Source organism: Nostoc cycadae WK-1 (assembly GCF_002897135.1).
Taxonomy (GTDB): domain Bacteria; phylum Cyanobacteriota; class Cyanobacteriia; order Cyanobacteriales; family Nostocaceae; genus Nostoc_B.
This window is the reverse complement of the sequence record NZ_DF978421.1, coordinates 101086-114339: the sequence shown is the minus strand read 5'-3', so window position 1 is coordinate 114339 and position 13254 is coordinate 101086. Positions and strand designations below refer to the sequence as shown.

Here is a 13254-nt window from a genome sequence, read left to right as displayed (position 1 = left end):
ATTCAAAACCTTAATTATTGATCTTTTTAATATCTCCATAGGCGCGATAAAAGCCACCTCTAGCTGACTCGCGGACTTCTTGGACAAGATAGCGATCGCCAGCTTGGCGAATATCTTTGGGAAACTGCACGTTCCAGTTAAAATTGTATCCTGGGGAAATAACTCTGACGCGCAATTGACCACCATCTTGAAAACACTCAACAATTACCCCAGTACTTGTATCTGTCGTGGTTTCGAGAACAGTAGAAGGTGCGACTCCCTCAGTTTTTGGTGCTTTAATAATAGTTGCATCGGGAATTGTACCAGCTTGAGCAGAAGCGATCGCAGTTTCACTAGCATCAATACAAGCTAAAGCCCCATCAGTGGTTACAATATAAATTCGAGATTCGCAAAACTGCATGGATAAAGCCGAACCACAACCAGTCCCCAACTTCCACAATCTTTCACCCGCTTGATTAAAGCAGTAAATCGAAGAATTATTATCACCAGCAAACACATATTTACCATCTTGTGCAGTGGCGCAAGAATAAACTGCGGCATCACATTTATATATTGTTAGTGGCTTACCCTGCTTACTAAAACTATAAATTTTGCGATCGCTTGCACCGGCGTAAACTGCGGATGCTTCTTGCCAACCAAATAGCACACTCCCGCCAGTTTTTTGATGCCAAACCATTCGACCTTCTTGGTTATCATACATCGTCACGCCTTGACTATGACCGTGATAAATCCCAGCTTCATCGCAGCGAACCATCCAGCCAGAATTACCTTGACTTAAACGTGTCCATTGTGACTCATCATCATGATCTATAGTTGTTACGCCACCGTTAGCATCAGAGACAGCCAATAAACCATCTTTAATATCCAGCCAGAAGATATCGACATTTTCATCAATTTTGTAAGCAACGCGGGGTAACTTACCAGTTAAATCGTAGACATTGCCATCATCGCAACCAGCGTAAATCCAGATATCATCAGCTACTAAACATTTAACCCCATCAGGGAGTTTAAATTGATTGCTGACTTTACCTTCATGGTTCAAAGCAAAAACTTGACCAGTTTGATTACCCAGCCAGCAACGGTTAGCATCAATGAAAATGCCAAAAGCCGCTGAATTAGCCGCAAATTTCCATAAAATTGGCGCTTGTTTGGACGTTGAAACAGTACTAGCAACTTCTCTGCGAGTCACAGAACGCTTTTGACGCACACCCATCACAGCATTTTCATAGCCTTTTTTCCGCTTTTCATTAATTTTTTTCGCCGCTTCCGCCTGTGCTTTTTCTGGTGTGGGGTAAGTTTTCGTTTGCGTCTGTCCTGCGTCACCGATGCGACCGTAGCGGATACTTACTTGGGTATCTTCAACAATAACCTCATAAAACTTGTGGGAACTTCCACCATCTTCTGATAACTCTAAGTATGTTATTTCTTTAGCCATGACATTTGCTCGTTAAAACTGAATGTAAATATTCGGAGTGGTATACAAATAAATTGACCATCCTTAATCGGTTCTAACTATGACCAAGGTCATGTGTCCATAAGCTACAAGTACAAACTTTAACCAAATGAATCTTTTAAAACCGGAGATTCATAATCAATGAGGATTTGAGGCATTGCTACAAGCATTATTAGACTGTTGAAATTAATAAAGCTTGAGATTTGCAATGCACTCAGTACTTAGAGGACTTTTGCCAAGCTGCTTAGTCTTTCATAAACTGGAATCAGGCGATCGCCTTCTATTTCTACGATATTATCGGGATAATGGCGAATTGCCCCTAGCAGTGTGATTTCTCCATCTTCTTGAATAGATTTACTCAAAGATGTTTGTAGCGCCTGTGCATCTAAGTCCCCCGCAGGTGGATGAACTACATCACCAATTTGAGCCAGTAAAATTGGCCCTGTCCAACCAGACAACAAACTATCTAAATAAGCAGGTTCAGCTTTTATACCTGCGACTAGTGCTTTACGAGCTACAGCCGGGTCTTGTTTAGCTACTTGCAAATAATTTCTTAGTGTTGGGGTAGTTTTCCCTGTTTGCACAAACGCATTCAATTCCGTTACAGAAACAGGCCCTTGAAAACTACCATATTTTAAAATTACCTGTTCAGCCGCGTTTGCACTAGCATGGAACAGCAAAACACTAGCACCTACTCCCAAAACTACTGTCTGACTGAATAATTTACTAAACTTCCCCTTAGTTAATTGATTCCAAAATTTAAAAATCTGCATTACATTTAACTTCCTAGTGGTGTGGAGCGTACACAGGTCTAAAATATCTAAGCTTGCTGATTACGACAACATATTTATAAGGTTATCTAAATAGATTAAGTTTGTGGAATCTACTGAGGTATGACCAGCGATAGAAATTAAAATCTCAACATGAGTAGGGTGGGCAAATTATACCCACCCTAATTTAGTTTTGCCGATTACAGCAGATTTTAAGTTAGTGGAGTACACAATTTCAGAGTGAAAGCCAGATATCAAGGCTGTTTTACTTCTGAAGTCTGCTGTATGTGTTAAACAAATTAAGAGTGGGGTTCTCCTAGCAACACAATCGAACATTTCAATGCTCTTAAAATTTGGGTTGTGACTTGGCTAACGGCTAAACCACCTGCTGTGCGATAGCGAACAGAACGCAACACTGCTAAATCAAAAGCTTGAGCTTCCCGAATGATGACTCTAGCAATATCATCGCCTTTAATTGTCTGGATATTTGTCTTCACCTGTAACTGACTTTTAGTCACAATTTCCGACAATTGAGATGTAAATTTTTCCACTAAAGCTGGGGGAGTTTTGCGATCGCTCACATGTAACAATACTACCTCTGCCTGATTCACATCAGCTAAAATTTGGGCGAACCTAACAGCACCTATAGTTTGTCGTGTCAAGTCACCCACCGGTACCAGAATTCTTTGGATAGTTGTCGGACTACTTAACAACCGTGTAACTGCTACTGGACAATGTGCAGACCAAAATACACTATCCAGTACACTACCAAACAAACGAGCGCGGAAGCCTGTAGTCTGCGACCAACCCATTACCACTAAATTAGCGTTGCGTTCCCGACTAGCACGGCTAATTCCCAAAGCTGCATCATCATCAATGCGAATTGCTGGCGAAACTTCCACATCAAATTCTTGGCTAATTTCTTTAGCCAACTGCAATCTTTTTTGACTCTGTTCAAGTGCTGTCACTAATTGCGGATCATCCATCTGAATCAGAGCTTTGGTAATAGCTAAAGGTACAATTCTCCCCGATTCGTGACGCGCCAGTAATGCAGCCATCTCTATTAAATAACGCTGGGTTTGCGGATTATAAATTGGTACAACTACAGTAAATTGCTGTTGTTCTTCTTCTATCTCAGTCTCATGACTTTCCCACCAAGTAGACAGACTATCTGTGGCTAAATCTGCTTCACTCACTTGTAAAGCAGTTGCAAACCTAGAAGTAATGATTGGACCTAAAATTGCCGTCACCAGCATCAGCACAATCACACTATTTAAAACACCTTCATTAATCAACCTTTCCCCAGCCGGGTTAACAGTTTGATAAGCCACTAATGCAGCCGCCAGTGTCGCTGCTACTTGAGGCAAAGACAAAGACCACATTGTGAGCATTTCGGCTGTGTTGTAGCGGTAAAATAATTTAGCTAAAAATGCCGCAATAAATTTGCTTCCTATCAAAGCTACTACAATTACCACAGTCAACCAAACAGAACTGAGAGTTTTGAGGAATGCGGGAATATTAATTAATAATCCCATATCCACAAAGAAACATGGGATAAATAAAACACTACCAATAAATTCAATTTTTTCTTTAACTGGGCTACGTCCTAAAACATCATTAACTGCTAATCCAGCTAAAAATGCCCCAACAATTTTCTCAACACCAATAACTTGCGCCCCTACAGAAGCTAAAAATAATGCTAATAATATGAACAAAAACTGGTTGCTTTGTTCATCTCCAGAACGCCGAAAAAACTCCTTACCTGCCCAGTCAAAACCAAACAAAACCACAACAGAATAAATTGCTAATCCCCCCAATAAAGTAGCTAAACTCAGGGCAGAAAATTCTCCCCCATGAATACCTACACAAATTGCTAATACCAACAAAGCACCCGTATCAGTAAAAATTGTTGCCCCAATTGTCACAGTCACAGCTTCATTTGTGACCACTCCCAAACGACTCACAATTGGATAGGCTAAAAGAGTATGGGATGCTAATAAAGAACCAATTAAAAAAGCAGCATTCCAACCGAAATTAAACAAGCGCCCAACCAGAATACCAGCTATTAACGGAACTAAAAAGGTTAGTATTCCAAAACCAATCGAGCGATTTTTAGTTTTGCGGAACTGCTCTAAATCAATTTCTAACCCTGCTACGAACATTAAATAAATTTTGCCAATGTCCGAGAGCAATTTGATTGTATCTGATTCTGAGTTGAGTAACTTTAAGCCATTTTCTCCTAGAATGACACCTGCTACTAGCAAACCCACTAATCCAGGCAACCGCAATTTTTCAAATATTGGCGGTACGGTAAAAATTACTGTGAGGAGAATAGTGAAGGCAACAATTGGACTTTCTGCTAAAGTTTGAAGTGCCATTGGTGAATCAAGTTTTTTAGGGAAGATTGTATATGCTGAATTTGTTTAGCTCAGTAAAATTTAATTTTTAACATTAAGCCTTCCCAGTTGTATCTTGAAAATCAATTTTTTCACATCTATACAGAGATAGAGTGACATATTTTGATAACTGATCATAAAATCATTTTTATAATACCTAAATATGAAAAACAGAGGAAAAGGTGAATTACCTTACCCTCCAGCTAAAAATTTGCTCTCATTTTTGGAAAAAGCTGAATATTTACTGCCAAATATAGAGCAGAACAAACAATACAATCCAGATCACATCAACAAAGTGCCAAAATAGGGAAGTAGAATTAACTCCAAAGTGACCAGATTCGTAATTCCCAGGAATAAAAGAACGGATAAAAATCATCAATTGCAACAGGATTCCTGTCAAAACGTGCAAGCCGTGAAAACCTGTTAACAGGTAGAACATTCCGCCAAAGGTGCCAGTGGTGAAACCAAAAGCCAAATGACTCCATTCAATCGCCTGTCCTACCAAGAAATAACTGCCCATTGCCATTGTTGCCAAAAGAAACAGGCGAAAACCCCATAATTTATGGCGTTGTAGAGCGCGTTCTGCCAAATAAATTACAAAGCTACTAGCAACCAACACAACAGTATTGATAGCCGGTTCTCTCACTTCTAAACCTTCAACACCAGGCGGTAGCCAGTTAGGAGTTGTTAGCTTGTAAACAATATAGCCAGCGAAAAAACTCAAGAAAATCACACTTTCCGACAATAAGAAAACAATAAAACCAAACATTTTATTGCCTTCTTCATCATGTCCATGCTCCCCAGCATGATGAGAGTGATTTTGCAACTCTTCAGAAACGATATAGCTGTCCATAGATTAATCATGTAATATTGCTGAGAAAATACTCCGCGTACCTTTGCGCCTTCCTTAGCGCCTCTCTGCGTTTAAAACCGCAGATGGACGCAGATGTACACAGATAAATCATTGAGCCTGATTGTGGGCTTCTGCTACTAAAGGTTCTGATTTGCCGTAACCATAAGGTTCAGAAATCACAATAGGAATTTCTTCAAAGTTCTCAACAGGTGGTGGTGAAGAAACTAACCACTCTAAACCAATTGCCCGCCAAGGATTATCAGGTGCTTTCTCACCTTGCATCCAAGAAACTACCATGTTAAAGATGAAGGGCAAAGTAGACATACCTAACAGAAATGCACCAAGACTCGCAATAATGTTCCAGAATTCATACTCTGGGGCGTAGGAAGAAACCCGACGTAACATCCCTTGTAAACCCAATGGGTGCATAGGTAAGAAGTTGAGGTTAGTACCGATGAATGATAACCAGAAATGTAACTTGCCCCAGCCTTCGTAATACATCCGCCCGGTCATTTTGGGGAACCAGTGATAAATGGCAGCATACAAGCCCATTGTCACTGTGCCAAACAAAACGTAGTGGAAGTGTCCAACGACAAAGTAGGTATTATTAACGTGAACATCCACAGGTACAGAAGAAAGCATAATACCTGTGATACCAGCGAAGACAAACATGATTAATCCACCCAAAGCAAATAACATGGGTGTATTCAACCGCAACTTACCGCCCCAAATAGTTGCTACCCAAGCAAATACTTTAATGCCAGTGGGTACAGAGACAAACATAGTTGTCAACATGAAAATCAACCGCATCCAAGCAGGTGTACCACTGACATACATGTGGTGTACCCAAACAATGGCGCTGACGACAGCAATTAATAAAGATGAAATCGCAACTACTTTGTAACCGAATAAAGGTTTCCGTGAATAAACAGGGAAAATTTCGGAGAAGATACCGAAAACTGGCAAGATAATCACATACACCGCAGGGTGGGAGTAAAACCAGAAGTAATGCTGGAACATGACGGGATTTCCGCCATTGGCTGGGTTGAAAAAGCCAGTACCCACGGTGAGGTCAAGTAGCAACATTACCGCACCTGCTGTCAGTGCTGGTAAGCCAAACAATTGGATGATTTGAGCGCTGAGTACTGCCCAGACAAACAAAGGCATCCGAAAGAAGCCCATACCGGGCGCACGCATCTTGACAATGGTGGTGACAAAGTTGACAGCCCCCATAATTGAGGAGACACCAGAAATTGCCACCGCTAACAGCCATAAAACTTGACCGTTAATCAAGTTACCGGTGGGATTTTGGAGACTGACTGGTGGATAAGCCCACCAACCGGCTTGGGCGGGGCCACCGGGGACAAAGAAACTGCCCATTAACAAAATCCCAACTACAGGCACCATCCAAAAGGCGACGGCGTTGAGGCGGGGAAATGCCATATCTCGCGCCCCAATCATTAAGGGGACGAGGTAGTTAGCAAAACCGACGAGTGAGGGAAATGTCCACAAGAACAGCATCACAGTGCCGTGCATGGTGAACATACCGTTGTATACAGTACGGTCAACTAAATCCGCTTCGGGGGTGATTAATTCTCCCCGCAATATCATGGCAAAGATACCACCGACGAGAAAGAAGAAAAAGGCGGTAACAAGGTATTGGATACCAATTACTTTGTGGTCTGTACTAAAGCTGAAGTATTGTTTCCAGCCTCCTGGAGATTCATGTTGAGGCTTCCCAACTGGGAGGCTGAGACTATCAATAGGGACGTTAGTCATTGTTCTTTTGAAAAAACAGGGGTATAAGGGTGTGTCTGTTGTCAACCGGAAAAATTGACCAGAGGAGGGGCGGCGGGTACAACTGTATCCCAGCCATTTTTCACTGGTTCGCTGGCTGTTTCGGCGTATTCATTCACAGCTTGGTTCTTAGGGAAGAAGGGTTTATGTGTAGCGATTTTCGCTAACCATTTGTGGTATTCTTCAGGGGATTCCACAACTACATTGGCCTGCATGGTGGCAAAGTAAGTACCGCTATATTGAGAGTCAGTGAGGTGATATTGCCCCTGAAGAATGGGGGTAAATTCAAAGTCAATGGTGTGATTAGGAATGATGTCTTGTTTGAGGCGGAATGCGGGGATGTAAAAGCCATGCAGTACGTCTTCTGATTGCAGTGCTAAACGCACGCGGCGATCGCTTGGTAAATGCAGTTCGGTACTGGTAACATTTTTCTCAGGGTAATGGAATACCCATGCCCATTGTTTGGCGATGACATCAATTTTTTCTACAGGTTCGCTCATAACAGCGTCTTTTGTCGCTGCATAAGCAGATTCCATTCCTACTGGATTATGCAAATGCACTAGCTGTGTGGGGCCTTGAATTCCCATTTGTTCGTATACTTGGGAGCTATAGCCAGCAATCCACAGTACCAATAAAATCGGAATAGCTGTCCAGACAACTTCTAAAGTGACATTACCCTCGATGTGGGGGCCATCGCTGAGATCATCTTTCTGGGCGCGATGGAAAATCACAGAGTACATTAAGGTGCTGGTAACACCAAGAAAAATAAATGCACCTAATGTCACCAAAAAGCTAATCAAATCATCAATCAGATGAGATTCGGCCGCTGCTTGGGGCGGTAGCCAGGAATAGGCTTGTTTACCTATCCACATACTGGTGATGCTCACGGCGATCGCACCAGTAATTAAGGTTAATATGTTTAAAATCTTGGGGAGTTTCATGGGTTTTGGTCAAGAGTCAATAGTCAAGAGTCAATGGTCAAGAGTCACAATTAAATACTTTGGACTTTGGACTTTTGACCCTGGACAGTTATTTGAGCATTGTGTTCAGGTCTTCGCCTAATTTCAGTAATCTGTCTGCGGTGTTGTGAACACCAAATTCGGCTGCTAGTTGCGCTCCTAATGTGCCGTGGAGGAACATCAAAAACATAATTGCTACTCCCGCTAACAAATAGCCCCACTGCACTTCTGTGTCGGAATCTTTGCTCCACACAAAGCGCTGCCATCCTCTCCACATGGTCATCCCGACAAATAGAGCTAGTAAGACGACACCACCAATACCGTGCCAAAGCATAGTTTGCATTGCTTGCAAGCCCCAAGCACTTTTAATTTCTGTTGGTGGGGTTGCTAAAAGCATTTCGTAAAAGCCGGCGGCTACAGTAAAAAAGGTAATGATGGTTGAGCCAAACATGTTGTACCAACCCACATCAAAGAAGTTGGCACGTTCAACTGTAATTGCCAAAAATTTGAACACCCATTTTTGGAAGGGAAATAGAACACCCACGATATCAAAGGTAATTCCAATGATGAATAAACCAATTGTGAGATGTACTAAGTTTGGGTGAATTGGCAGAGTGTAAGGCAGTCCGTTAGCGCCCAATTCTACGTTCAATTGATTAATTAGGTCTGAATTCATGGCAGCATCCCATCCTTTACTGCTTCAACAACTGGTACTGTGTGCAATCCATATACCCAAACCAATTGATCACCGAAATATACTTGTACACCGACAATTGCCACTAAGATAAATCCGGCTGCTAAATAATGAATTGGTAATTTTTGGGGATTATGCGAACGAATTACATAGCGCCATGCTGTAATTGCAGCGATGATGCCAGAAAGTGACCAACCAATCAGTGTATGGATATTTAAAACTGATTTAGCTACGTCGTAGGGTTGGGCTAAACCTGCTTCAAATTGTCCAAAAATAATCGCTACAAAAATGGCGATCGTGGCAACAAACATATTCCACCAACCCACCTCAAATAGGCGAGCTTTGCCAGTAAAATAACCTAAGACATCACAGAAAAATGCAAACACTACCATCGCAATTACAAAGTGAACAACGATTGGGTGTAGCGTATCTGGATAGGGTAAATTATGGTCGTTCAACGATGTAAAAAAATCCAACATAGTTTACTGCACCTCAGCCAAAGTTTCATGATTAACAGACAAGCATGATCATCACTACAAACATTCACACCTGATTGGATGATGTTCAGAACCGCGTAGCGAAATCCAATAAATCAGGTATTAGCTTTTTTTAGCTAAATTGGTTGAAGTTACTATTTATCGTCAATGATTGAGTTCAATTCATTTGTTCATGCTGATACTTTCTCACAACGATTTTGAATTTACCTCACAAAATCGAAGTTATTGGGTTAATACTCGGTCATCTATCTATTAGCTTAAGGATTTTTTTAGTAGTTGTCAAAAAAATAATAGAAAGCTTGAGAAATGAAGCCACTAACAGAAAAACTATTATGATGATGTAGCTTATCTACCTTTTAGTTTTAGATATTGCACATATAAAAATTTTTGGATATGCGATGTTTAACAATTAGGGAATATGTGTTTGTCGTTAAAATAACAAAAACATTAAAAAGAGAAGTTTTTGAAAAACAGAAAACCAATGAATAATATAGTAAAATAAAAAACTTATCAAAAATCTTTTGTAATTTATTGAGTTTAATTTGCATTAAACGAAAAGCTGATATCTCTGAATTCAGGAAGAAGCCTGCGTGAAAAGTTTGTTGTTATGCCTAATATGAGTCATGCGATCGCCAATTAATTCTTCTCAAAGCAGTATTACAATAATTCTGCCTTGAAAAACTTGTGATCATCTTCTAGCTAAAAACTAATGTGTATGGCGCTGCATCACAAAGCACCGTACTATAAGTTTTATGTCTAATTGAAATTGTCCTCATTAATACTTGTATTGAATTTTGCGTCTAAAAGCGATCGCCTAAATAATTTGCCCTTAACAGATACTGGCAATTTCCTCTAAAAAATAGAGGTTGTGAGTATCAGTTATCCAGTAGTATGTGTCATTGGTAGTAGTGATGTCAGCGAAATTTGTGGCATTTCACAGCTAGTTGGCTCAACTCACGGAAAAAGACGCAATCTTGAGTACGGTTTTTTCAACCGAATTTGGTATGTGAATCTCCACACAAAGACAGAAATAAAATTGATACTTTTATTTTAAGTAATTACTAAGGGATAAAAGAAATAGTTTGTCGTGATAAATGTTCTGCTAAAAGATTCTTAACGTTTAAATAACGGCAACTTCAACACAAAAAATCGTCTAATTCGATACAATTAATAGGCTGAGAGAGCCAAGGAGAACTAAGTGGTGCTATCAAAAGGCTTTGAAATCGAGATGTATACTGGCACACCTCAAGGTGAAATTGTTGGTCTCTCCGATAAGATTGTTGCCGACTTGGACGGCTTTATGCGGGAACCAGACAGCCGCAACGTAGAATACATAACGAAGCCATCCACAAGTTACGAAAATCTCTTATGTGCCTTGCTGTATCCGCGCCGCGAGTTAAGAAAGTACCTCCAGCGTTTGGGTAACTACACTTTAATACCAGGAAGTACATTGTCTTTGAGTGGGGGCGATCGCTTTTTTCGTTCTGATCCAACCAATCCTTATCATGACTATATTGAGCAAACTTACGGTACAAACGTAGTTACAGCCAGTGTGCATATCAATGTAGGTATTAGTGACCCAGAAATATTAATGCGGGCTTGTCGGCTCATTCGCTTAGAAGCACCACTGTATCTTGCCCTCAGCGCTTCATCGCCCTTTTTTAATGGCAAAACCACTGGCTATCACTCTACACGTTGGGGTGTCTTTCCCCAAACACCTGCTTACGTACCATTATTTACTAGCCACGCTCATCATATTCAGTGGGTAGAAGAGCAGTTAGTGGCGGGAACAATGCAAAATGTCCGCCATTTATGGGTATCGGTAAGACCCAATGGCGATCGCCGTCCTTATGATCTCAATCGGTTAGAACTGCGAATTTGCGATTTAGTCACAGATCCGATTGCTTTACTCGCAATTACCGCATTGTTAGAAGCGCGTTTGTTGCAGGTAATCAATAATCCCGATTCAGATCCCTTAACTAACAGTAGCTTCTCTCCAGAAGAACTAATTGCTCTGACCACTAACAATGAAATAGCAGCCGCTAGTGCAAGTCTTGATGCTCAGATGCAACATTGGCAAGATGGCAGAACTATTTTAGCCAGAGATTGGATTGCGGAATTATATCAAGAAGTTTGGGCGATCGCTAAACAACAAGGCTTTAGTTGTTTCCTTTCCCCATTGCATAAAATTCTGCGTGAAGGTAACGAAGCTCAACAGTGGTTACAACTACACAGCGTAGGCTTTGACTCTCAGCGTGTTATTACCCAAGCGATTGTGGCGACACAAGAACGAGAAATGGAATTAGAAAACAAATTGTGTTCATCCTTGCTGGCCTAATGGGAAATTGAGGTTGTTCAAGTTACACATTTTGTGATTAGGACTGTCATTAGTCGTTAGTCTTTGCAAAGAACAAGGTACAAATGACTAATGACTATTTTTTTACAGATGGTTATGTAGTTAGATATGTTTTAGCTGATTGACCAGTACCCAATACCCAACTTAGAAATTCCCTCTACTCTAAGACCATAATTTATGGTTTCATACATAAGGTAGATTTTCTCCAAGTAGCCAGCAAATAACTCAAGACGGATTTCCACTTCGGAAAACATAAAGTAGTTTTTTTCGCAGGTTAATCCAACACATTTTCAGAAAATTTTTAGGGAATCTTGGCAATTTTTTTGTTTTAAAAAACTAATCGATGTAAACTAAAAAATGGTTATTAAGAAAACCTATATATAACCTCTACCTTTAGATAGATTTTTTCTTGTTAATGTAACTTTCTATACAAAATATCTCAGTTCTACAGACAATGCCCCAGGTAGTTTTAGTAAATCCGCAAATTCCCCCTAATACAGGCAATATAGCGCGTACTTGCGCTGCGACAGGAACAGAACTACATTTGGTGGGGCCTTTAGGGTTTGAAATTAGCGATCGCTACCTTAAAAGGGCGGGATTAGATTACTGGCCTTATGTCAAACTCCATGAGCATAAGTCACTCGAAGCCTTTAAAACCTTACATCAGCAGAGAGGGGGTAGATGTTTAGGTTTCTCTGTGAGAGGAAGTTTTAACTACACTCAATTTCAGTTTGAACCTAATGATTGGCTTTTATTTGGTAGCGAGACTACTGGCTTATCACCAGAGGCGTTATCAATTTGTGATACAACCTTGTATATTCCTATGTTTCAACCAGGGGTGCGTAGCCTAAATCTTTCGGTTAGTGTTGCCATAGGCTTATTTGAAGCTCGGCGACAACTAGGTTATTTAGTGTAGTTTTTGATCAAAAATTTCATAAGCATTTATACTTACAAGACTTTTGGAGTTAATTGAAACCTGGATTTGCGACAGCAAATGATTCAATGCTCATCAAAAACAATTTGACTTTTTATACTTAAGCTATTGTAATTTAAGTAATAATTCTGAAAAAATCTAGTTCACTAGATAGGTTTAATATAAGAAATTTATATATTAAATTTGAGAATCTACCAAATTTGAATGATAGATTTTGATGAATTTCATTCACCGAGCCGCAGGAAACAAAAAGCTGAAAATCCATACGGATAAGGCCTTTGTACTATCTTGTCTGAATAAGTATATTTCAGGAGGACAAAAGTACTGGAGAGTTTGTACGGTTGTGTTTTAGGGAAGAATCAACGTAAAGTCTCCTGTTGGGAAGACGGATTGGCAAGAAAAACCTTGAAGATATTTACAGCAGGAGGCATCACTTTTTAAAAGTTATAGCAACTACAATTGCTGACAAGAAAAGCAGATTCGGCTAATATCAACTTTTCCCATCCCAGCGAGTAAAGTAAACTAAGCGCTGACAACTGCAAAAA

Annotated in this window: 10 protein-coding genes; 2 read left to right on the top strand and 8 right to left on the bottom strand. The window is 40.4% G+C overall.

Translation table 11 applies throughout. The annotated features are described in order from the left end of the window. Window positions 1–10: 10 nt before the first annotated feature. The 8 genes from NCWK1_RS00450 to NCWK1_RS00415 form a co-directional block, all read right to left on the bottom strand. A complete protein-coding gene (locus tag NCWK1_RS00450; RefSeq protein ID WP_103123337.1) occupies window positions 11–1435 on the bottom strand; it encodes a WGR domain-containing protein in 1425 nt (474 codons plus the stop codon). A gap of 239 nt (window positions 1436–1674) precedes the next feature. Then, the gene (locus NCWK1_RS00445; RefSeq protein ID WP_103123336.1) at window positions 1675–2226 is read right to left on the bottom strand and encodes an alpha/beta hydrolase; all 552 of its coding nucleotides are present in this window, start codon (window positions 2224–2226) and stop codon (window positions 1675–1677) included. A 296-nt stretch (window positions 2227–2522) separates the two neighbouring features. After that, window positions 2523–4601, bottom strand: a complete 2079-nt coding sequence (locus NCWK1_RS00440) for a cation:proton antiporter domain-containing protein (RefSeq protein ID WP_103123335.1) — start codon at window positions 4599–4601, stop codon at window positions 2523–2525. Between the two features lie 259 nt (window positions 4602–4860). Continuing rightward, window positions 4861–5472, bottom strand: coding sequence for a cytochrome c oxidase subunit 3 (locus NCWK1_RS00435; protein WP_103123334.1), 612 nt, complete (start codon window positions 5470–5472; stop codon window positions 4861–4863). Window positions 5473–5580: 108 nt separating this feature from the next. Then, a complete protein-coding gene (gene ctaD, locus NCWK1_RS00430) occupies window positions 5581–7251 on the bottom strand; it encodes a cytochrome c oxidase subunit I (RefSeq protein ID WP_096582387.1) in 1671 nt (556 codons plus the stop codon). A gap of 41 nt (window positions 7252–7292) precedes the next feature. Next, window positions 7293–8210, bottom strand: a complete 918-nt coding sequence (locus tag NCWK1_RS00425; protein WP_103123333.1) for a cytochrome c oxidase subunit II — start codon at window positions 8208–8210, stop codon at window positions 7293–7295. 88 nt (window positions 8211–8298) lie between these two features. Further along, window positions 8299–8904 (bottom strand): DUF2231 domain-containing protein, encoded by a 606-nt coding sequence (locus tag NCWK1_RS00420; RefSeq protein WP_096582392.1) that lies wholly within the window; start codon window positions 8902–8904, stop codon window positions 8299–8301. Beyond that, window positions 8901–9401 (bottom strand): DUF2231 domain-containing protein, encoded by a 501-nt coding sequence (locus tag NCWK1_RS00415; RefSeq protein WP_096582394.1) that lies wholly within the window; start codon window positions 9399–9401, stop codon window positions 8901–8903. The genes NCWK1_RS00420 and NCWK1_RS00415 overlap by 4 nt, the downstream gene beginning before the upstream one ends. A gap of 1216 nt (window positions 9402–10617) precedes the next feature. Here NCWK1_RS00415 and gshA point away from each other — a divergent pair. Then, window positions 10618–11757, top strand: coding sequence for a glutamate--cysteine ligase (gshA, locus tag NCWK1_RS00410; protein WP_103123332.1), 1140 nt, complete (start codon window positions 10618–10620; stop codon window positions 11755–11757). 472 nt (window positions 11758–12229) lie between these two features. Then, a complete protein-coding gene (locus NCWK1_RS00405; RefSeq protein WP_096582398.1) occupies window positions 12230–12691 on the top strand; it encodes a tRNA (cytidine(34)-2'-O)-methyltransferase in 462 nt (153 codons plus the stop codon). The last annotated feature ends 563 nt before the right edge of the window (window positions 12692–13254 follow it).